20 protein-coding genes and 2 riboswitches are annotated in these 20,836 nt (G+C 67.1%); of the genes, 5 read left to right on the forward strand and 15 right to left on the reverse strand.

Going from position 1 to position 20,836, the window contains the following annotated elements; genetic code table 11:
• Window positions 1–90 precede the first annotated feature (90 nt).
• Both AC3IPM_RS17280 and AC3IPM_RS17285 read right to left on the reverse strand, forming a co-directional pair.
• A complete protein-coding gene (locus AC3IPM_RS17280; protein ID WP_489301476.1) occupies window positions 91–711 on the reverse strand; it encodes a glutathione S-transferase family protein in 621 nt (206 codons plus the stop codon).
• Between the two features lie 95 nt (window positions 712–806).
• Window positions 807–1,568, reverse strand: coding sequence for an NYN domain-containing protein (locus AC3IPM_RS17285; RefSeq protein ID WP_489301477.1), 762 nt, complete (start codon window positions 1,566–1,568; stop codon window positions 807–809).
• Window positions 1,569–1,733: 165 nt separating this feature from the next.
• Between AC3IPM_RS17285 and AC3IPM_RS17290 the strand changes: the two genes are divergently transcribed.
• Complete coding sequence (locus AC3IPM_RS17290) at window positions 1,734–3,032, forward strand: NAD(P)/FAD-dependent oxidoreductase (RefSeq protein WP_489301478.1); 1,299 nt, start codon at window positions 1,734–1,736, stop codon at window positions 3,030–3,032.
• Window positions 3,033–3,057: 25 nt separating this feature from the next.
• On the opposite strand, the gene AC3IPM_RS17295 is transcribed toward AC3IPM_RS17290, so the two are convergent.
• From AC3IPM_RS17295 to AC3IPM_RS17340, 10 genes are all read right to left on the reverse strand, one after another.
• Window positions 3,058–4,221 (reverse strand): glutathionylspermidine synthase family protein, encoded by a 1,164-nt coding sequence (locus AC3IPM_RS17295; RefSeq protein ID WP_489301479.1) that lies wholly within the window; start codon window positions 4,219–4,221, stop codon window positions 3,058–3,060.
• Window positions 4,222–4,287: 66 nt separating this feature from the next.
• Window positions 4,288–4,947, reverse strand: a complete 660-nt coding sequence (locus AC3IPM_RS17300) for a DUF1190 domain-containing protein (RefSeq protein ID WP_489301480.1) — start codon at window positions 4,945–4,947, stop codon at window positions 4,288–4,290.
• A 10-nt stretch (window positions 4,948–4,957) separates the two neighbouring features.
• Window positions 4,958–5,368, reverse strand: a complete 411-nt coding sequence (locus AC3IPM_RS17305; RefSeq protein ID WP_489301481.1) for a DUF350 domain-containing protein — start codon at window positions 5,366–5,368, stop codon at window positions 4,958–4,960.
• A gap of 36 nt (window positions 5,369–5,404) precedes the next feature.
• Window positions 5,405–6,070 (reverse strand): DUF2491 family protein, encoded by a 666-nt coding sequence (locus AC3IPM_RS17310; protein WP_489301482.1) that lies wholly within the window; start codon window positions 6,068–6,070, stop codon window positions 5,405–5,407.
• Window positions 6,067–7,134 (reverse strand): potassium channel family protein, encoded by a 1,068-nt coding sequence (locus tag AC3IPM_RS17315; protein WP_489301483.1) that lies wholly within the window; start codon window positions 7,132–7,134, stop codon window positions 6,067–6,069. Before AC3IPM_RS17315 ends, AC3IPM_RS17310 begins: the two co-directional genes overlap by 4 nt.
• A 15-nt stretch (window positions 7,135–7,149) precedes the next feature.
• A complete protein-coding gene (locus AC3IPM_RS17320) occupies window positions 7,150–7,935 on the reverse strand; it encodes a PspA/IM30 family protein (protein ID WP_489301484.1) in 786 nt (261 codons plus the stop codon).
• Between the two features lie 11 nt (window positions 7,936–7,946).
• A complete protein-coding gene (locus AC3IPM_RS17325) occupies window positions 7,947–8,366 on the reverse strand; it encodes a DUF2170 family protein (protein ID WP_489301485.1) in 420 nt (139 codons plus the stop codon).
• Between the two features lie 293 nt (window positions 8,367–8,659).
• Window positions 8,660–9,100, reverse strand: coding sequence for a nuclear transport factor 2 family protein (locus tag AC3IPM_RS17330; RefSeq protein ID WP_489301486.1), 441 nt, complete (start codon window positions 9,098–9,100; stop codon window positions 8,660–8,662).
• An 86-nt stretch (window positions 9,101–9,186) separates the two neighbouring features.
• On the reverse strand, window positions 9,187–9,678 hold the full coding sequence (locus tag AC3IPM_RS17335; protein ID WP_489301487.1) for a hypothetical protein: 492 nt from the start codon (window positions 9,676–9,678) through the stop codon (window positions 9,187–9,189).
• A gap of 65 nt (window positions 9,679–9,743) precedes the next feature.
• Window positions 9,744–10,031: a GIY-YIG nuclease family protein gene (locus tag AC3IPM_RS17340; RefSeq protein WP_489304195.1), complete on the reverse strand. Its 288-nt coding sequence runs from the start codon at window positions 10,029–10,031 to the stop codon at window positions 9,744–9,746.
• A 30-nt stretch (window positions 10,032–10,061) separates the two neighbouring features.
• Window positions 10,062–10,136, forward strand: a riboswitch (glycine riboswitch).
• A 21-nt stretch (window positions 10,137–10,157) separates the two neighbouring features.
• Window positions 10,158–10,248, forward strand: a riboswitch (glycine riboswitch).
• 90 nt (window positions 10,249–10,338) lie between these two features.
• On the opposite strand from AC3IPM_RS17340, the gene AC3IPM_RS17345 reads away from it, so the two are divergent.
• From AC3IPM_RS17345 to AC3IPM_RS17360, 4 genes are all read left to right on the forward strand, one after another.
• Window positions 10,339–10,956: a trimeric intracellular cation channel family protein gene (locus tag AC3IPM_RS17345; RefSeq protein WP_489301488.1), complete on the forward strand. Its 618-nt coding sequence runs from the start codon at window positions 10,339–10,341 to the stop codon at window positions 10,954–10,956.
• A gap of 223 nt (window positions 10,957–11,179) precedes the next feature.
• On the forward strand, window positions 11,180–12,367 hold the full coding sequence (locus AC3IPM_RS17350) for an MdtA/MuxA family multidrug efflux RND transporter periplasmic adaptor subunit (protein WP_489301489.1): 1,188 nt from the start codon (window positions 11,180–11,182) through the stop codon (window positions 12,365–12,367).
• The gene (locus tag AC3IPM_RS17355) at window positions 12,364–15,471 is read left to right on the forward strand and encodes an MdtB/MuxB family multidrug efflux RND transporter permease subunit (protein WP_489301490.1); all 3,108 of its coding nucleotides are present in this window, start codon (window positions 12,364–12,366) and stop codon (window positions 15,469–15,471) included. Before AC3IPM_RS17350 ends, AC3IPM_RS17355 begins: the two co-directional genes overlap by 4 nt.
• Window positions 15,468–18,533, forward strand: coding sequence for an efflux RND transporter permease subunit (locus AC3IPM_RS17360; RefSeq protein WP_489301491.1), 3,066 nt, complete (start codon window positions 15,468–15,470; stop codon window positions 18,531–18,533). The genes AC3IPM_RS17355 and AC3IPM_RS17360 overlap by 4 nt, the downstream gene beginning before the upstream one ends.
• 37 nt (window positions 18,534–18,570) lie before the next feature.
• Here the strand turns inward: AC3IPM_RS17360 and AC3IPM_RS17365 are convergent, their stop codons facing one another.
• The 3 genes from AC3IPM_RS17365 to aroG all read right to left on the reverse strand — a co-directional run bounded on the left by AC3IPM_RS17365 (window position 18,571) and on the right by aroG (window position 20,718).
• Window positions 18,571–19,044 (reverse strand): hypothetical protein, encoded by a 474-nt coding sequence (locus tag AC3IPM_RS17365; protein WP_489301492.1) that lies wholly within the window; start codon window positions 19,042–19,044, stop codon window positions 18,571–18,573.
• A 107-nt stretch (window positions 19,045–19,151) separates the two neighbouring features.
• Window positions 19,152–19,421, reverse strand: a complete 270-nt coding sequence (locus AC3IPM_RS17370; RefSeq protein ID WP_489301493.1) for a type II toxin -antitoxin system TacA 1-like antitoxin — start codon at window positions 19,419–19,421, stop codon at window positions 19,152–19,154.
• 223 nt (window positions 19,422–19,644) lie between these two features.
• The gene (aroG, locus tag AC3IPM_RS17375; protein WP_489301494.1) at window positions 19,645–20,718 is read right to left on the reverse strand and encodes a 3-deoxy-7-phosphoheptulonate synthase AroG; all 1,074 of its coding nucleotides are present in this window, start codon (window positions 20,716–20,718) and stop codon (window positions 19,645–19,647) included.
• Between the last annotated feature and the right edge of the window lie 118 nt (window positions 20,719–20,836).

Below are 20,836 nucleotides of genomic sequence, written 5' to 3' on the forward strand. Positions count from 1 at the left end.
CGCGCCTTCGGCGCCCCCCTTCAACACGAAGGGGGCTGATCTCCAGGCAGAGGTCAGTTCACTGCGACACAGCGCCGTTGGGCGCGCACTTCAGGTCAATGCCGTCATCACCGCGCGCTGGTAGGCCGGGCGCTGTTTGAGGCGTTCGTACCAGGCGGCCAGGTGCGGCAGTTCGGGGCGCTGGATCGGCATTTCGAACCAGGCGTAGATGAAGGCCCCGAGCGGGATGTCGCCCATCGCGAAGACATCGCCGGACAGCCACGGCTGCTGTGCGAGGGCCGCATCGGCCATCGCCAGCAGTTCGCCCGAACGCACCAGCGCCGTGGCGATGCGTGCTTCATCGCGATCGGCCGGTGCGGTACGCAAGGTGCCCCAGAACAGATCGCGGAAGACACCGGCGAAGGCCGAGGTGGTCCAGTCCATCCACTTTTCCGACTGCGCGCGGGCCACCACGTCTTCGGGGTACAGCGTGCCCAGCGCATAGCGCGCCGCCAGGTAACGCACGATCGTATTGGACTCCCACAGCGGCAGGCCATGGTCTTCGATCACCGGGACCAGCCCGTTGGGATTCATCGCGCGATACTCCGCCGACTGGGTGCCACCAAAGGCCCCGCCGACCTGGATCGACTGGTACGGCACGCCAATTTCCTCGGCGCACCACAGCACCTTGCGCACGTTGCTGGAATTGTGTCGGCCCCAGATTTTCAGCATGGTCAGATTCCTGTTGCGGAAGAAGCGCGGTGCACCGGCCCGCGCGGTGCGGCTACGATACGCCCATCGACGTTGCGCGCGTCACCTTCGCACTCTCACTTGGCCGGCTTGGTCGCGCTCTTCTTCGGCAACGCACGCACGTAGGTCGACTTGCCGTCCTTCTTCATCTCAAACAGGCCGGTGGCCGCCAGCAGTTCGCTGAGTTTGGCGTAGCCATAATTGCGTGAGTCGAACGAGGCCTGGTTGCCGATCTGGCTGCCCACCGGGCCCAGGTGCGACCAGCCATCTTCGGCCTCGGCCGAGGCCACCGCGCGGCGCAGCATCTGCACCAGCCGGGTATCGTTGCGCAGCTCCGGGCCGCTCTTGCGCGGACGGGTTTCCTCGCTGTCCTGCTCCACCTCCGGGTCCGCCGCATGGCCCTGCCCCAGCGCTTCGAGGTAGGTGAACTTGGAGCAGGCGTTGACGAAGGGCTCAGGGGTTTTCTTCTCGCCGAAGCCATACACCTTGACCCCGTCGGTGAGCAGGCGCATCACCAGCGGCGTGAAATCCGCATCGCTGGAGACGATCGCGAAACCGTCCAGGTTGCGTGCGTACAGCATGTCCATCGCATCGATCACCATGGCCATGTCCGAGGCGTTCTTGCCGCGGCTGTAGGCGAACTGCTGGATCGGGCGGATCGCGTATTCGTGCAGCACCGATTCCCAGCCTTTCAGCCGCGGGCTCTTCCAGTTGCCGTAGGCGCGACGCACGTTGGCCACGCCATAGCGTGCCACTTCGGCGAGCACCACATCGATCTTGGAGGACGGTGCGTTGTCGGCATCGATCAGCAGCGCGATGCGCTTTTCCGGTTCGGACATTTCGATCTCCCGTGCAGGTTCTGGACAGGCCGCCGGGCAACTGTGACGGCCCCTGAACCCAGTATCGAACATCCACGTGAACACGATGCTTCACGTGCGACCATGTGTCGCGTCCACAACGATCCCATGGGGCCGGACGGCCGGCCCCTGCCAAGGAGTGAGTGCATGACCCGCGAGTCCGTGCCCCATCTGGTCATCATCGGCGGCGGTTTCGCCGGCCTGTGGGCCACCCGTGCACTGGCCGGCGCGCGCATGCGCATCACCCTGGTGGACCGCCGCAACCACCATCTGTTCCAGCCGCTGCTCTACCAGGTGGCCACGGCGGGATTGTCGGCGCCGGACATCGCCGCGCCGCTGCGGCATATCCTCGGCCACCAGCGCAATGTCGAAGTGCGCCTGGGCGAGGTGACCGCGATCGACAAGGCGGCCCGGCAGATCACCTTCGCCGACGGCAGCCCGCTCGGCTACGACACCCTGATGCTGTGCACCGGGGCCACCCATGCCTACTTCGGCCACGACGAATGGGCCGCCGATGCGCCCGGTCTGAAGACGCTGGACGATGCCATCGCCCTGCGCCGCAAGCTGCTGCTGGCCTTCGAGCGCGCCGAGGCCGAACCCGACCCGGAGCGCAAGGCGGCCTGGCTGAGTTTCGCGGTGGTCGGGGGCGGCCCCACCGGGGTGGAGCTGGCCGGCACCCTGGCCGAAATCGCCCGGCATACGCTGCGCAACGAGTTCCGCCACATCGACCCGGCCAGCGCCAAGGTGCGGCTGGTGGAAGCGGGCCCACGCGTGTTGTCGACCTTTCCGGAAGTGCTGTCGCTGAAGGCGCGCCGCCAGCTGGAGAAGCTGGGCGTGGAAGTGCTCACCGGTACCCCGGTCAGCCACATCGACAGCAACGGTTTCCAGCTCGGCGACCAGTTCGTGCCCGCGCGCACCGTGGTGTGGGCCGCCGGCGTGGCCGCCTCGCCGCTGGCGCGCACGCTGGAGGTGCCGCTGGACCGCGCCGGACGCGTCGTGGTGCAACCGGACCTCACCGTGGACGGGCATCCGGAGATCTTCGTGGCCGGCGATCTGGCCGCGCTGCAGCAGGCCGATGGCCGACCGGTGCCCGGTGTGGCACCGGCCGCCAAGCAGATGGGCAAGTACGTGGCCACCGTGCTGCAGGCACGCCTGGGCGGCAAGCCGGCACCGGGGCCGTTCAAGTACCAGGACTTCGGCAACCTGGCCACGATCGGACGCATGGCCGCCATCGTGCACCTGGGCCGGCTGCAGTTGTCCGGCGTGCTAGCCTGGTGGTTCTGGCTGGCCGCGCACGTGTTCTTCCTGATCGGCTTCCGCAACCGCCTGGTGGTGCTGCTCAACTGGGCGGTGGCGTATTGGAGCTACCAGCGCAGCGCGCGGATCATCTTCGGCGACGATCAGGAGGATCGGCGGCCGAAGCTGCCCCGCCAGGTCGATCCCTGACCTGTCGGCGCATGCCCGAGCCGCCTCACACGATCGCGTGCGGCACGAAGCGTGAAGTGTTCTGCGTGATCAGGCTGGCATCTTCGCGGATGCCGATGCCCGCGGCGGTATCGCCGATCACCCAGGACCCGACCAGCGGGTAGTTGCCGTCGAAGCACGGCAGCGGATGGTAGGCCTGCACGATGCAGGGGCCATCGTCGTAGGGACCGTCGGTCTGGATCAGCTCACCCTGCGGGGTGGCGATGCTGATGTTGGCCCCCTCGCGCGACAGCAGCGGCTTGCGTACCCAGCCCGGGGCCGGCGTTGCACCGGGCTCGGCGAAATGCGCCGGCAGCAGGTTCGGGTGGCCGTTGTGGCGTTCCCACAGCAGGGCCAGCACGCCCTTGTTGCTGAGCACTGCCTTCCACGCCGGCTCGATCAGCTGCAGCTGGCGCGAGGTCAGCGCAGGCCCGTAGCGCTCCTCCATCATGAACTCCAGCGGATAGAGCTTGAACAGTGTCTGGATCACGTTGTCCTGGTCATCGGTGAACCACCCGTCGCGCGACAGGCCGATGTCTTCGATCACCACCTCGCGGGTGGTGATGCCGGCCTGGTGCGCACAATCGCGCAAGTAGCGCACCGTGGCCCGGTCTTCTTCCGATTCGCGTACCGCGGCGCAGTGCAGGGTCGGGCCGATCAACTGCTGCTGGGCCAGGGTGGCCAGCGCCTCGATCAGTTTTTCCTGGATGCTGTTGTACTGGTCGGCATTGGCCGGCAGGCGCCCGGCGCGGACCTGGTCTTCCAGCCACAACCATTGGAAGTAGGCGCCCTCGTACAGCGAGGTCGGGGTGTCGTACTGCAGTTCCAGCAGCTTGGCCGGGCCGTGGCCGGCATAGCTCAGGTCCATGCGCGCGTACAGGTGCGGGTCGCGGCGGCGCCAGGAGTCGGCGATCCAGTCCCAGTACTGGGCGGGGATGTTGAGCCGGGTCAACAGAGCTTCCGAGGCCACCACCTCCGACACCAGGCCCAGTGCCATGTCGTGCAAGGCTTCGGTGGGCGCCTCCAGGTCCTGCTCGATCTGTTCGAGCGAGAACGCGTAGTACGCCGACTCGTCCCAGTAGCGTTCACCGTCAATGGTGTGGAAATGGAAGCCCAGGCCTTCGGCCTGTTCGCGCCAGTCGGGGCGCTCGTCGATCAGGATTCGCTTCACGGAATGCAGGCCTGCGGACAACGGAAAAACGCCCCGGCGGCTGCCGGGGACGTGTACATGACGGGCTCAGCCGCCGAAGCTGCTGCGTGAGCTGCTGCGCGAACTGCTGAAGCTGCTGCGCGCCGACGACGAGGAGCCAAACCCGGAGCGCGACACGCTGACCGCACGGGCCGGCACGGTGGCCTTGCCGACATCGCCGTACACCCGACCGGCGCGGTCGGTGGTGGCATCGCCATTGGGGCGGCGGTACTCACCGGTGCGGTAGTCGCGATACAGCGGGGAACTGCCGCCCACGGTGCGGTACACGCCACCGCCGGAACCGCTGCGGTTGCAGCCCTGCGCATCCGGGTAGCGCTGGCAGTCGGTGCGCCCGCGCGAGGCCCCATCGATCAGGTTGCTGGCCGCGTAGCCCAGCAGGAAGCCGGTCATGGGCGGGATCCAGTTCACCTGGCCCTGCTCGCTGCGCACTTCGGTGCAGGCGCCGAACTGATCGTTGCACTGGTTGCGGTCGGCAAACTGCGGCGCCACGCGCTGATGCTCGGCCACCGCCTTCTGGTAGCCGGCGTGGCACTGCTCCTTGGGCACGTCGGTCTGGAAATCGCATTGCGATTCGGTCTGCAGCACCAGCCCGGTGTTGGCCGGCTCTTCGCAGCCACTGAGCAGGAGCACGGCCGGTGCAGCGGCCACCATCAGGGTCAGGCGCAGGTGGGAGGAACGCTTCTTCATCGGCGGCTCCTTACGGGACCATCGCGGCGGAATTGACCAGGCCCACCGCAATGGCCACGCCCGCGGAGAACCAACCGGCCGCTTCATTGCCGGCATCGATCTGGTCCGGGCCACGGCGGGTGATGACCGCGCGCGAAATGCCGAAGGCCAGCAGCTGCATCACCGCGGCGATACCGCCCCAGATGGCCGCATCCAGCAGCGACACCGAATTGCTGATCACCGCGTTGAGCGGCAGCGCCAGGCCCACCATCGCACCGGCCATGCCGATGCCGGCGGCCTTGTTGCCCTGGCGGATCAGGGTGATTTCCTTGTGCGGAGTCACCAGCGTCACCACGGTGATGGCCAGCAGCAGGATCAGCAGGCCCACGCCGGCGAAGGCGCAGAACGCGAGGAAGGATTGTCCGTTGATGACGTACTGCATGTGAGTCCTTGCGGGTTGGGAGGGGTGGAACGCGGATCAGGTGATCTGAAAGTCTTCCACGGTGAGGTCCACGCCCACCGCATAGGTGATGCAGAACTCGGTGGGACCGCTGTCTTCGGCGGTGACCAGCAGGAACTCCTCGCGGTGCAGCTCGGCGACGTGGCGCTGGTACATCATGGCGTAGTGGGTCAGGTCGCCATCCTTGCGCGCCGGTGCGTAGCGGTAGAGGGTTTCATCGAACACCATCGGCGGAATGCGGCCGCTGGCAGTGGTGTTGATCTGCCGCTGCCAGCGTTTGCCGGCGTACTCGATCTCCGCCGCGCCAAGATGATCGTGGCCCAGGATGAAGTCCTGGAAGGCCTGTTTGTTGGGCGGGTTGACGGTCTCGGCGAAGCTGAAGCCCATCAGCCCATCCACATCGCCGCCGACGGTCTGCACCATCAGGTAGGCATCGTCGTCCACGTAGCAGCGGTGCTGCACGGTGCCGTCGCCCAGGTCGATCTGGCCGATGCAGGGAATGCCCTGGTAGCCCTCCGGCAACTCGCCCAGCATCGCGTCGGGGGCCACCTGGTACATGGTGCGGTCGAAGGTGATGCGTGCGCCGATGCGCAGGCCCAGCGGCAGCGGAAACGTCATGGCATCGCGCACCGGCATCGCAGGCCGCGCGGGTGATTTTCCAAACAGTTTGTCGAAGAAGCTCATGCAGTCGCCAGGGGGGTACGCGGCGTGGCAGCGGCGAACACACGCGCCGGTTCCAGGCGCTGGTGGCGCAGGTAATACAGCACATCACCGGCGCGCACGGGGGTGGATTCGGGTGGGTTGAGCATCGGCGTGCCGCCCTGGGGGCAATAGCCCAGCAGGTTGGCGCGCTGTTGCCGGAAGGCGTCGATCAAGGTGGCAAACACGTGCGGCGTGCCCTCGGGAACGGCCAGGCTGAAGTGGGTCATGCCCTGGTCGCCGGCGCACAGCATGTCCATGGTCAGCGCCGAGGTGCCGGGATCCTGCGCGGCACGCGCCATGATGTCGGCGGTGAGCGGGCGGGTGATCTCGATCGACGGATAGTGGGTGAGCACCAGCCGCGCCGGCGGGGCCGATTCGAAATAGGCCACCACCGGGCATGCCAGGGCCAGCGAACCGACCGCCAGGGTGGCAGCGATCGCCTGGTCATCGTTCGGGCAATACACCAGCACCCGCCCGGCGGTGCCCAGCGATGCGCGTGCATACACGCCGGGATCGGCATAGCTGGGCACGTCGATGTAGCGCACCAGGCCATGGTTGGGATACGGGTGTTCGGACAGACCGGCGGCGACGATCACGATGCCTTCGTCGTCGGTGGCGGTGTCGGTGAGCAGCAGCTCGACCAGCCGGTTGGATTCGGCCCCACGCCAGCCGACCAGGACGGCGTGGCCGGCCATGTCGTACGCCATCTTGCCCATGTGGTGCCTCTTCCAGAATGCCAGCAGGGCGCTGCTCGATTTGGCCAGGGTCGCGGCGAAGGTCGCCACTGCAAACGGCATCACGAACAGCGCGGTGATGAAGCGCCCGGCCGTGGAGCCCGGGGACAGGTCGCCAAAACCGATGGTGGTGGCGGTGGTGACGTAGAAATAGAGGAAGGACTGCCAGGCGGTGAGCTTGTCCTCACCGGCCAGCGCCAGCAGGCTCCAGCTGGCCAGCAGGTGCAGCACCAGCACGGCCATCAGCACCGGCCAGCTGATCCGTCGAATGTGTTGGCGGAACGTGCTGGCCAGGCGCTGGATCAGGAACATGGCAGTCCTCGGGGGTCAGCGCTGGTGATCGCTGGGGGTGATCACGCCGACCAGCACATCGCCATCGGCAACCGGCACGGTGCCCGGCAGCAGTGCCGACGGTGCGTGTGGCAGTGCCTTGGGCTGCTTGAAGCGCGCCAGTACCGCCGCGGCGCTGGAGGAATCCTCCAACAGGCCGGCGGCGGCCAGCTTGCGGTTCAGATCGCCGTCGCCGGCATCGGTTTCCAGTTCTTCGGCGGCCAGCATCTGCGCGCCCTGCTGGGCCTGGCGTGCCTTGATGCGTTCCAGCGAACCCAGCGCCGAGGACATCTTGCTGTTGGTGCCGGAGTGGCGCGCGGCAATCGCGGCCTGGGCACGCTGCACGGTGTCGGTTGCCTTGACCTGGTCGACCTGCGCGCGCATCTGCTTCAGGCGCGACTCGGTCTTGGAGATGGTCGCGCGCAGCGTGGTGATGCTCTGGTCCAGGTGCCCCTTGGATTCGCGCGCGGTGTTCTGCTCGGTTTCCAGCGGCGCCATCTTCTCGGCCACCTGCATCGCCAGCGCTTCGTCGCCCTTGCCCAGCGCACCTTCGATGTAGCGGCTGTACTCGGCGATCTTGCGGTCGCGCGCGCCGATCTCGTTCTCGCTCAGCTTGGACTGGCCCATCAGCTTGGCCAGGTCGACCTTGGAGCGGTCCAGCTGGGTGGCAGCGTCGCGGATCTCCTGGTCCAGGATGGTCAGCGCCTTGGCGTCGACGATCTTTTCGCCGGCCTCGTGCGCGGTGCCACGGAACAGGGTCACCAGCTTTCCAAAAATACTCATCGGGTCAGGTCTCAGTCGAAGTAGGGGCGCAGTGCTTCGACTGCGTCGATGGTGTTGGCGGCCAGCGCCTGGATTTCTTCGTTGATCGCATCGATGCCCGAGCGGGTGGAGAGCTCGCCGAAGACCACGTAGTTCTCCACGCCGTGCGCATCGGTGGTGATGCCCAGGTTGGACAGCGGGTTGATCGGGTTCAGGCGCATGCAGGCGGCGTTGAGACCGGCCACGTCCTTGACCTGGCTGGCGGGCACCAGAATGGTGGACACCACGATCTGCTCGCCCGAACTGGCGACGATGATGTCCAGGTCGCCGAACTCTTCCAGCTCGACCATGACCGCCGGGGTCAGGCCTTCGATCAGCTCCACGCGCACGCTGTTGTCGTCGGCGTAGTGCTGGGTCAGCTGTGCATGTATGTCGAAGATGCTCAAGGACATGGGAAACGATTTCCTGTGGTGATGGGGGCCGGTCGCGCTGCGGGGGCCCGGTGCGGGCACCGCGTCTGCGCACACGCCGCCGGCACGGGCCGGCAGCGCGCTGAAAATGAAAACGGATTGAGGCATCTGCTGCCATGCGGGCCGCGGCGCGAACATCGCGCGGGTCCTGCTGTCACGGTGGTCCCGTGCCCGTGTGTCGGGCCTGTCCTTGTCCCTGTCTCCTGGTATGCCCTTCGGGCGCGACCAAGCTTAGCGTTACCGCGATGCGCACGGAAGTGGGTCCACGGCGGCGTTTACTTCGGCTTGCTGTACCAGAGTGCGTTGACGATGATCCAGCGCTCGCCGAAGCGGCCCATGTGGAAGTAGTCCACGAACCACGGCGTCTCCAGCCGTACCGATGCGGCGTTGCCGGTCACGTCGAGCACCGTGCAACTGCGGTTCCACTGCGCCTTGGGCGTCTTCAACGCACCTTGCCGGGTCAGCGACACCAGCTCTTCCTTCGACATGCGGCGCAGGCCGAGGCGCTCGTCCGGGGTATCACCCAGGATCGCGCGCTTGGCCAGGTCTGGATGCAGCGAACGCGCCACGCGCGCCGGGTCGCCTTCCAGCTGGCCGTCGACGTAATCGAAACAGGTGGCTTCGATCGCCGCACGCGTGGTCGGGTCGATGGCGCCGGAAACACTGGCGGGCGTCGTCGCGGCGGTCAGGGCGAACAGCAGGGCAAGCGTGGTCATCGTGGGCTGTCGTCCAGAGCGTGAATCGGTAGATGAACCCATTGCCCGGTCGCCGGCAAGTGCCGGAACGGCGGGTGCACTCTCGATCAGGGCAGTTCCTCGAACAACCCCATTTCAACCAGGCCCAGCTGCATATACATGAACGCCGCGGCTTCATCGCTCATCGGCTGTGCCGGCGGCAGGCTGTCCAGCCAGGCCGTGATCGCCGCGTTGTGCGGATTCACTGCCTGGGCCAACGCATCTTTTTCCGCCTGGCTGACACGTTCCTGAAGTGCATCGCGGATCGCGTCATCACCGATGCCCCAGTCCTCGGCCAGAGGGACAAGCGTCCTCAGCGCGACCGGGACCTTGGCGGGATCGAGCTTTACCCGCGCCGTAGCGATGGCATCGGGCGCGTGCCGGACGGCAAACGTACCGGCACTGGCGATCTCGCCGTGGCGCAGTGCTGGCGGCCGCTCGACCGTGCAACCTGGCATCCCGATGATCAGCATCAACATCAACATCAGCCGCACGGGCGCAGGCGCGAGGGGTCGGGCAGCTCGCGCCAAGGTGAGCAAGCGTGGTTGGCCGTCGAACATGCGGGTTCCCTCCCGGTGTGATGGCCGAGTGTGGCCTACCGTGCGACGCCGAACCAGTCGCAGGCCTATTCCTCGACGGCCTGCAACCACGCCAGCTTGCGCCCGCGCGGCTGCCGTTTGAGCTGCCATTCGGCCTTCGAGGCTGCGGCGCGGTCCGGGTAGGCGCGCATCGCCAGCACCTTCAGCGGCGGGTTGGCACGGGTATAGCGCGCGCCTTTACCGGCCAGGTGGGCCTGGAAGCGTGCCGCCACATCGTTGCTGATTCCGGCGTAGTAGCTGCCGTTTCGGCATTCCAGCAGGTACAGGTACCAGAGAGTGGGTTCAGCGGGCATACCGGGATTATCCCCCGGCAGCAGCCCGGCGGCTGTTAGAATCCGCCCCGGATGCAGGAGAGAGGCGCCGCGCTGGCGCCCGCCGAAGGCGCAGGCTCCCATAATCGCTCAGGCCGGTGGCACGACACGCCACCAACCATGCATCCAGCACGCCGATCTGGAGAGAGGTCTTCAATGACCCGCCGAAGGGGCACGTGGCCTGGCCACTGAACTCTCAGGCAAAAGGACAGCGGGAGCGGCACCGGAGGACCACCCCACGACAGTGCTGCGGCGCTGGCGTGCCACGTGCGTGCTTCCGTTCCCGCCTTGCCGTGCCCGGAGCCCCCCCATGCTGCTCTCCCTGATCTACCTCATCGCCATTTCCGCCGAAGCCATGACCGGCGCGCTGTCCGCCGGGCGGCGGCGGATGGACCTGTTCGGCGTGGTCATCATCGCCTGCGTCACCGCGCTCGGCGGCGGCTCGCTGCGCGACATCGTGCTTGGGCACTATCCGCTGGGCTGGGTGAAGCACCCGGAGTACCTGGGCTTCACCATCTGCGCGGCGTTGATCGCCACCTGGGTGGCGCGCTGGATGCACCACTTCCGCCGCACCTTCCTGGTGCTGGACGGGCTGGGGCTGATCTGTTTCACCCTGATCGGCTGCGCGGTGGCGCGCGAGGCCGGCCACGCCGCGCCGATCGTGCTGATTTCGGGCATGTTGACCGGTGCCTTCGGCGGCGTGCTGCGCGACGTGCTGTGCAACGAGGTGCCGCTGATCTTCCAGAAGGAACTGTATGCGGTGATCACCCTGCTCACCGGTGCGGCCTACCTGGCCTTGCTCGAGCTGGGGGTGTCGCTCAATGCGGCCACGCTGTGGTGCCTGGGCGGTGGTTTCGCGTTCCGCCTGCTGGCCATCCACTTCAAATGGGAAATGCCCAAGTTCGTGTATCGCGACGAGGTGCATTGAACGCAACGTTCAATGCCGCGTAGCGTCTGCTCCATGACCAAGGGCATGTGAGCTTTGGCAACCGCGCGGGGTACCATGGCGACCCGCCCGCCCGGGCGGTATCCAGCCACGCTGCGGCATTCGACCAGCGGCCCCGCCAGACATCCCCACTTCGTCTCGCCTGCCCCCACGGGCCGGCACCCCATGGACGCGCCGATCAATGGATGGGTGCGCAGGATGCCCCATGTCTGCCCCACTGCCCCCGCCCTCGCCCTCGCGTACCCGCCGTCTGTCCAAACCGCTGTTGATCGTGGCCGTGCTGGCCGCTGCCGCTCTTGCTTGGCGCGTGCTGGCCCCCGGCCCCGCCGCCGAGGCCGCGCCGGCCGCCAACGCGACGCCGGTGCGGGTAGCCACGGTGGTGCGCGAAGACCTGGTGGTGCGGCTCAAGGCACTGGGCACCGTCACCCCGCTGCAGACGGTGAGCCTGCGCAGCCGCGTGGATGGCGAGCTGCTGCGGTTGAGCTTCAGCGAGGGCCAGCACGTCCAGGCCGGCGCCTTGATCGCCGAGATCGATCCGCGTCCCTTCCAGGTGCAGCTGGCGCGGGCGCTGGGCACCCAGCAGCAGAACCTGGCCGAACTGGAAAACGCGCAGCGCCAACTGCAGCGCTTCAGCGAGCTGCAGCGCCAGCACTTCGTCTCGGCGCAGGACCTGAGCGACCAGCAGAGCAAGGTGCGCCAGCTGCAGGGCCGCCGCCAGACCGACCAGGCCGCCGTGGACGAAGCGCGCCTGCAGCTGCAGTACACCCGCATCACCGCGCCGGTCGCCGGGCGCATGGGCCTGCGCAATGTCGATGTCGGCAACCTGGTGCGCAGTGGCGATACCGAGCCGCTGGCCACGATCACCCAGACCACCCCGATCAGCGTGCTGTTCACCGTACCCGAGCCGGACCTGCCGGCCGTGGTCACCGCCGCGCGCGCGAACCCGCAGCTGACCGTGGAAGCGTGGGATCGCGAAGAACGGCAGGCACTGGGCGATGGCGTGCTGTCCAGCCTGGACAACCGCATCGATACCGCCACCGGCACGCTGAAGCTGCGTGCGCAGTTCGACAACGCCGATGAAGCGCTGTTCCCCAACCAGTTCGTCAACATCCGCCTGCAGGTGAGCAGCAGCGATGCGGTGGTGATTCCCAACGCAGCGGTGCAGTTCGGCAGCAAGGGCAGCTATGTGTACGTGATCGCGGCCGATGCGACCTCGCACCTGCGCAACGTGGTGCTGGGCCCGGCCGATGGCGAGCGGGTGTCGGTACGCGATGGCCTCACGCCGGGTGAGCGGGTGGTGGTGGAAGGCATCGATGGCCTGCGCGATGGCGCCAAGGTCGAGGTGGTGGCCGACAGCGACAAGGCGCAGGACCCGCCGCGGACCGGCGCATGAACCTCTCGCGCCCCTTCATCGAACGCCCGGTGGCCACCACGCTGCTGATGGTGGCGCTGCTGCTGTCCGGCGTGATGGCCTACCGGCTGCTGCCGGTGGCCGCGCTGCCGCAGGTGGACTACCCGATCATCCAGATCACCACGCTGTATCCGGGCGCCAGCCCGGGGGTGACCACCAGTGCGGTGACCGCGCCGCTGGAGCGCCAGCTCGGGCAGATTCCCGGGCTCAAGCAGATGTCCTCGACCAGCTCCGGCGGCGCCTCGGTGATCACCCTGCAGTTCAACCTGGAGGTGGCGCTGGGCGTGGCCGAACAGGAGGTGCAGGCCGCGATCAATGCCGCAGGCAGCTTCCTGCCCGATGACCTGCCGGTGCCGCCGGTGTACCGCAAGGTCAATCCCGCCGATACCCCGATCCTCACTTTGGCCGTCACCTCGCAGGGGCTGTCGTTGCCGCAGGTGCACGACCTGGTGGATACGCGCATGGCGCAGCGCCTGTCACAGCTGCCCGGCGTGGGCCTGGTCAGCCTGGCCGGTGGCCAGCGCCCGGCCGTGCGCATCCAGGTCAACCCGAGCGCACTGGCCGCCAACGGTTTGAGCATGGCACGCATCCGCGAGGCGATCGGCGCGGCCAACGTCAACCTGCCCAAGGGCAGCTTCGACGGCCCGACCCGCGCGATCATGCTCGATGCCAACGACCAGATGCGCTCGGTGGCCGAGTACCGCGCGCTGATCCTGACCTGGAAGGACGGCGCACCGCTGCGGCTGGGCGATGTGGCCAGCATCGAAGATGGTGCCGAGAACCGTCAGCTCGCCGCGTGGTCGGGTACCACCCCGGCAGTGCTGATCAACATCCAGCGCCAGCCCGGCGCCAACGTGATCGCCGTGGTCGACCAGGTCCGTGCGCTGCTGCCGCAGCTGCAGGCCTCCCTGCCCAAGGGCGTGGACGTGGCGGTACTGAGTGACCGCACCGAGTCGATCCGCGCCTCCATCCGCGGCGTGCAGCACGAACTGCTGATCGCCATCGCGCTGGTGGTGATGGTCACCTTCGTGTTCCTGCGCAATATTCCGGCCACGCTCATTCCCAGCATCGCCGTGCCGCTGTCGCTGGTGGGCACCTTCGGGGTGATGCTGCTGGCTGGCTTCTCGCTCAACAACCTCACCCTGATGGCGCTGACCATCGCCACCGGCTTCGTGGTCGACGACGCGATCGTGATGCTGGAGAACATCGCCCGCCACCTGGAGCGTGGCGCCACGCCGATGCAGGCCGCATTGAAGGGCGCCAGGCAGATCGGCTTTACCCTGATCTCGCTGACCCTGTCGCTGATCGCGGTGCTGATCCCGCTGCTGTTCATGGCCGATGTGGTCGGCAAGCTGTTCCACGAATTTGCGATCACGCTGGCGGTGGCGATCGGCATCTCCCTGCTGGTCTCGCTGACGCTGACACCGATGATGTGCGCGCGCCTGCTCAAGGCGGGGCATGCAACCCGTCGCGATGCCGACGGCCAGGCATCGGCGCAGCAGGGTGACCCGTTCGACCGCGTGGTGGCGGTCTACGACCGCCAGCTGCACTGGGTGCTGCAGCGCCAGCCGCTGATGCTTGCCGCCACCGTGGCTACGCTGCTGCTCACCGCCGCGCTGTACGTGTGGGTGCCCAAGGGCTTCTTCCCGGTGCAGGATGCCGGCCTGATCCAGGGCATCAGCGAAGCACCTCAGTCGATTTCATTCCAGGCCATGGCGCAGCGCCAACAGGCATTGGCCGATGCGCTGCTGGGCGATGAGGATGTCGCCAGCCTGTCCTCGTTCATCGGCGTGGACGGCAACAACGCCACCCTCAACAGCGGCCGCCTGCTGATCGAACTCAAGCCGCACGCACAGCGCGATGCCAATGCACAGGTGATCATCGCCCGCCTGCAGCAACGCGTGGCGCATGTGCCCGGCATCAAGCTGTACCTGCAGCCGGTGCAGGAGCTGGGCATCGAAGACCGGATCAGCCGCACCCAGTATCAGTTCACCCTGACCAGCCCGGACAGCGACCAGCTGGCGCAGTGGACCCCCAGGCTGCTGGCGCACCTGCAGCAGTCCGCCGCACTGGCCGATGTCGCCAGCGACCTGCAGGACCAGGGCCTGCAGGCGCACGTGCTGATCAACCGGGTCGCCGCGGCGCGGCTGGGCATCACCGTGCAGGCGGTGGCCGATGCGTTGTACGACGCCTTCGGCCAGCGCCAGATCTCCACCATCTTCACCCAGGCCAACCAGTACCGCGTGGTGCTGGAAGCACGCCCGGATGCGGCCTTCGGGCCGGAGGCGATCGCGCGCCTGCACGTGGCCGGCCCGGATGGTCGCCAGGTGCCGCTGAGCGGTATCGCGCGCATCGAGCAGGGCCCGGCCCACCTGTTGATCAACCATGTGGGCCAGTTCCCGGCGGTGATGTTCTCGTTCAACCTCGCCGCGGATGCATCGCTGGGCGAAGCGGTGGATGCCATCGAAGGCGCGCGTGCGGCGATCGGCTTGCCGACCGGCGTGGAGCTGCGCCTGCAGGGGGCGGCGGACGCCTTCCGCGCCTCGCTGTCGAGCACGCTGTGGCTGGTGCTGGCCGCGGTGGTGGTGATGTATCTGGTGCTGGGCGTGCTGTATGAGAGCTTCATCCACCCCATCACCATTCTCTCCACGCTGCCCTCGGCCACCGTGGGTGCGCTGCTGGCGCTGCTGCTGAGCGGGCGCAGCCTGGACCTGATCGCCGTGATCGGCATCGTGTTGCTGATCGGGCTGGTGAAGAAGAACGCGATCATGATGATCGACTTCGCGCTGGAGGCCGAGCGCGAGTCCGGCATGGCCCCGCGCCAGGCGATCCACCAGGCCGCGCTGCTGCGGTTCCGGCCGATCCTGATGACCACCCTGGCCGCGCTGTTCGGCGCGATCCCGCTGATGTTCGCCAGTGGTTCCGGTGCAGAGCTGCGCCAGCCGCTGGGCGTGGTGATGGTGGGCGGGCTGATCGTCAGCCAGGTGCTCACCCTGTTCACCACGCCGGTGATCTATCTGTTCTTCGACCGCTTCCGCAGCCGTCCGGCCCCGCAGGCGGATGACGTGGCCGAGGCGCACGCGTGAGCCCGCTGTCGCGGGCGATCGGCTGGTTCGTGCAGCATCCGGTGGCCACGCTGCTGCTGGCGGTGGCGGTCACCCTGGCCGGCCTGCTGGGGCTGCGCATGCTGCCGGTGGCACCGCTGCCGCAGGTGGACTACCCGGCCATCAATGTCAGCGCCAGCCTGCCCGGGGCCAGCCCCGAATCGATGGCCGCCAACGTGGCCACGCCGCTGGAACGGGCGCTGGGCACCCTGCCCGGGCTGAGCCGGATCGACTCGGCCAGCACCCAGGGGTCGACCCAGATCGAACTGAAGTTCGAACTCGGGCGCGACGTGGACAGCGCCGCGCGCGACGTGCAGGCCGCGATCAATGCCGCGCGTGCGCAGCTGCCCAGCGGCATGCCTGGCATGCCCCAGTACAACAAGGTCAATCCATCGCAGGCACCGATCCTGGCATTGGCGCTGAGCTCGGACAGTCTTTCCCCGGGGCAGATCTACGACGTTGCCTCCACCGTGATCGCGCAGAAACTGGCGCAGATTCCTGGTGTGGGTGAGGTGCAGGTGGGCGGCAGTTCGTTGCCGGCGGTGCGCGTCTCGCTCGACCCCAATGCCCTGAACCAGTACCGCATCGCGCTGGACGATGTTGCCGCGGCAATCCGCAATGCCAACGCGCTCAAGCCGCTGGGCAACGTGGCCAGCGCATCGCAGCAGTGGCAACTGGAAGCCAGTCTGCAGCTGCGCAGTGCGGCCGAGTACGCCGGGTTGATCATCGCCCTGCGCGACGGCCGCCCGGTGCATCTGCGCGATGTCGCCACGGTCAGCGAAGGCGTCGAAGACCGCTACGCCAGCGGCTTCCACAACCAGCGCGCGGCGGTCCTGCTGATCGTCAGCCGCCAGCCTGATGCCAACATCATTCAGACCGTCGATGCGATCAACGCGCAGATGGACACGCTGCAGGCGCTGCTGCCGGCCAGCATCGACATGCAGCTGGTGATGGACCGCTCGCCGGTGATCCGCGCCACCCTGCGCGAGGCCGAGCTGACCCTGCTGCTGGCCATCGCCCTGGTGGTGCTGGTGGTGCTGGCCTTCCTTGGCCACTGGCGCGCCGCGCTGGTACCCACGCTGGCCATTCCGGTCTCGCTGCTGGGCGCGCTGGCGGTGATCGCGCTGCTCGGCTTCTCGCTCAACACGTTGTCGCTGATGGCGCTGATCGTGGCCGCGGTGCTGGTGGTGGACGATGCCATCGTGGTGCTGGAGAACATCGCCCGCCATCGCGAGAACGGCGCATCGCCGATGGACGCGGCACTGCGCGGTGCCGGTGAGGTTGGCGCCACGCTGCTGTCGATGAACATCGCGCTGGCGGTGGTGTTCGTCTCGATCCTGTTCCTGGACGACTTCGTGGAGAAGCTGTTCCGCGAGTTCTCGCTGACCCTGGTCGCGGCGATGGGCGTATCGCTGCTGGTCTCGCTGAGCCTGACCCCGATGCTGTGCGCGCGCCTGCTCGGGCAACCCCGGCCCGGCCCGGGCAACCGCCTGCAGCGCACCGGCAATGCCTTGTTCGCACGTCTGCGCGATGCCTATGTGGGCAGCCTGCGGCGGATGCTGCACTGGCTGGCGGTGCCGTTGCTGCTGTTCGTCGCCGTGATCGGCCTGAACGTATGGCTGTTCCAGCAGGTGCCCAAGGGCATCGTGCCCAAGCAGGACACCGCGCAGCTGCGCGGCTTCGCGCGTGGTGATGACGGGCTGTCGTTCCAGGTGATGCAACCCAAGATCGATGCCTACCGCCAGCTGCTGCTGGCCGACCCGGCGATCAGCGACATCATCGGCTTCATCGGTGGACGCAGCGGGGTCAACAACGCCTTCATCATGATCAAGATGAAGCCGCTGGCCGAGCGCCGGGTGTCCAGCCAGCAGGTGATCGACCGGCTGCGCGCGAACCTGCCGAAGATTCCCGGTGGCGGGTTGTTCCTGTGGGTGGACCAGGACATCAAGCTGGAGGGCAGCGGCGACAGTGGCCAGTACGAATTCCAGCTGCTCTCCGGCGAGCTGGAACCGCTGCGCCAGTGGGCGCCCAAGGTGGCCGACGCGCTGCGCGGGCTGCCTGAGCTGGTGGATGTGGAATCCAAGGGTGACGAAGGCATGCGCCAGGTGGTGCTGGACATCGACCGCGATGCCGCCGCCCGGCTGGGCGTGGACATGCGCATGATCGCCTCGGTGCTCAACAACGCCTTCAGCCAGCGCCAGGTGGCCACCCTGTACGACACGCTCAACCAGTACCGCGTGGTGATGGAACTGGACCCGCGCTACACCCAGGACCCATCCACGCTGGAGCAGATCCACGTGATCGGCAAGGACGGTCAGCGCCTGCCGCTGTCCTCGATTGCCAGCTGGAAATACGGCATGGCCCCGGACCGCATTTACCACAGCCAGCAGTTCGCCTCGGTCTGGATCGAGTTCGCGCTGGCACCGGGGGTCACCCTGGACCAGGCGGTGAAGGCCGTGGACGGCGCGATGGCCAAGATCATGCTGCCCACCCACGTGCAGGCACGCCTGAGTGGTGAGGCCGGCGGCTTCGAGAAGCTGCGCGGGCGCCAGCTGTGGCTGATCTTCGGCGCGATGGTGGCGGTGTACCTGGTGCTGGGCGTGTTGTACGAGAGCTTCGTGCAGCCACTCGCGATCCTCTCCACCCTGCCCTCGGCCGGCATCGGCGCGCTGCTGGCGCTGATGGCGTTCGGCAATGAGTTGAACCTGATCTCGCTGCTGGGGTTGTTCCTGCTGGTGGGCGTGGTGATGAAGAACACCATCCTGATGATCGACTTCGCGCTGTCGGCCGAACGCGAGCGCGGGTTGTCGTCATATGACGCCATCTGCGAAGCGGCACGGCTGCGCTTCCGGCCGATCCTGATGACCAGCGTGGCGGCCTTGCTGGGCACGTTGCCGCTGATGCTGGCCACCGGTGAGGGCTGGGAAATGCGCCAGCCGCTGGGGATCGCGATTGTGGGTGGGTTGCTGGTCAGCCAGTGGTTGACGCTGTATACGACGCCGGCGATCTATCTGGCGCTGGCGCGACTGCGGCGGGCGGGCTGAACGATCGGCGGCAGGGTTTGGACGTTCGGCATTGTGCTCACGGGTCCTGCCGCACCCTCACAAGCAGTGGCGTTCCCTGCCCCTGCTGGAGGGAATCACGGTCGACGTGGAAGATCCATTCATCCCAGTCACCGAAGAGCCGAAAATAGCCTTCCAGATCCGCGACACTCCCGCTCCCGTATCGGCATTGATCATCTTCAGGCCAGTCCGCAACGAAGAACACGAACGTTTCATGGCCCGCGGCGTCGCCCACGTGCACGAGTGCCTTCAGTGTTTCAACAACGTGCCTGCTGACGTGCCCGAAGCCGGTCGCACCGCCCTCCACGTCCATTGGAAGCCTGCCGACCCAGCACCAGTTGAATCGACCGGCAAGGCGCTGCAAACCAGGGCGCAGTTCCTCCCAGAATCGATCCACGCCGTGTTCGATGGATGGGGCGCTGGTTTCGATGCGACCTGCACATCCACAGGCCTGATCGGAGGAATGCGCGAATGCGATGCCGATTTGATACATGCCGGATGTCCTTCGCCTCACCTCTGCCGGGCACTGCAGGAGCAGCGCTGGATTGCCTACGGCCAATACTCAGCCGCATGCGGACTCGCCACGCTCAACAGGACACGTCAGCGCTCCCAAGGAGCAGCTGTACGCAGTAGACGTCGAAGCGGCGCGTTCTGCACACGCGGTGCGGTCAGCAATGCCTTGAAGCGCTTCATTTCAGATCGATTCAAAACGAAGTGCACGGCGTCCGCCAGCACCTCCGTCGCATGCGCGCAAACGGCATCCGGATCGAGTTTGCGCCGGTTCAGGCCGCTACCCTCTATAGGGTCGATCAGTGCCTGTCTGGCCGCTGATGCGCGGGCACTGATGATCCTGCTGGCGGTGCGATGCATGATGAACACTCCCCACAACGATCCATTCTCACGACCGGGAAGCTGAGGAGTTACGCATCCCGACCCCGGATCTCGATGACAGTCGGAGCATACACGCCAGACGCCTCTGAGTTTGGTGGCAGCATGGCGTTCTGCAACAGCCATCCCGAGTTTGGATTCACGTCAAAGATGCGTGCCAAGGGCGTGATCGATGCGCCCGGCGAGTGCCGGGCGCACCTACCGCTCAGGCCGCCTTGCTCACCCGAGCCGCGCGCCGCGCGCGCACCGCTTCAGCCAGGCTCTCCAGCACCGCCAGCGAGCTGTCCCAGCCAATGCAGCCATCGGTGAGGCTCTGGCCGTAGACCAGCGGCTGGCCTTCGACCAGATCCTGGCGACCCGCGACCAGATGGCTTTCCACCATCACCCCGACGATGCGCTCTTCGCCATTGGCCAGCTGCGCGTTGATGTCGGCGATGACCTTGGGCTGGTTCTCCGGGTTCTTGCTGCTGTTGGCGTGGCTGGCATCGATCATGATGCGCGCGGCCAGGTGCGACTTTGCCAGGGTCTGGCTGGTCGCCTCCACATGGGTGGCATCGTAGTTGGGGGTCTTGCCGCCGCGCAGGATCACGTGGCAATCCGGATTGCCGGCCGTGGCGACGATGGCGGTGCCGCCTTCCTTGGTGACCGACAGGAAATGGTGCGGATTGGACGCCGCACCGATCGCATCGGCGGCGATCTTGATGTTGCCGTCGGTGCCGTTCTTGAAGCCGACCGGGCACGACAGACCCGAGGCGAGCTCGCGATGCACCTGGCTCTCAGTGGTGCGCGCGCCGATCGCGCCCCAGGCCACCAGGTCGGCGATGTACTGCGGCGAGATCACATCGAGGAACTCCACGCCCGCCGGCAGGCCCAGCTTGTTGATGTCGCGCAGCAGCCCACGCGCCACGCGCAGGCCCTTGTTGATGTTGAAGCTGCCATCCAGGTCCGGGTCGTTGATCAGGCCCTTCCAGCCCACCGTGGTGCGCGGCTTCTCGAAGTACACGCGCATGACGATTTCCAGCTCGTCGGCGTAGGCATCGCGCAGCGGCTTGAGGCGCTGGGCGTATTCGATGGCGGCCACCGGGTCGTGGATCGAGCAGGGCCCGATCACCACCGCCAGACGGTCATCGCGGCCGTGCAGGATCTCGTGCAGGGCCGCGCGCGAGGCACTGACCGTGTCGGAGGCTTCATCATCACAGGGCAGCATGGCCAGCAGCTGGGCCGGCGGGGTCAACGGTTCGATCTTGCGGATGCGCAGGTCATCGGTGTGCGGGGGCATGGGGGAAACTCCTTGGAAGTGGGGGTCCCCAGCGCGGCGGCAACAAAAAAGCCGCCAGGTGCGCTGGCGGCTTTCGGGAATGCGTCTGAACTTTCTTCAGGGTGAACGCATGCCTTCC

It is taken from the genome of Stenotrophomonas sp. GL_111, from assembly GCF_057835245.1.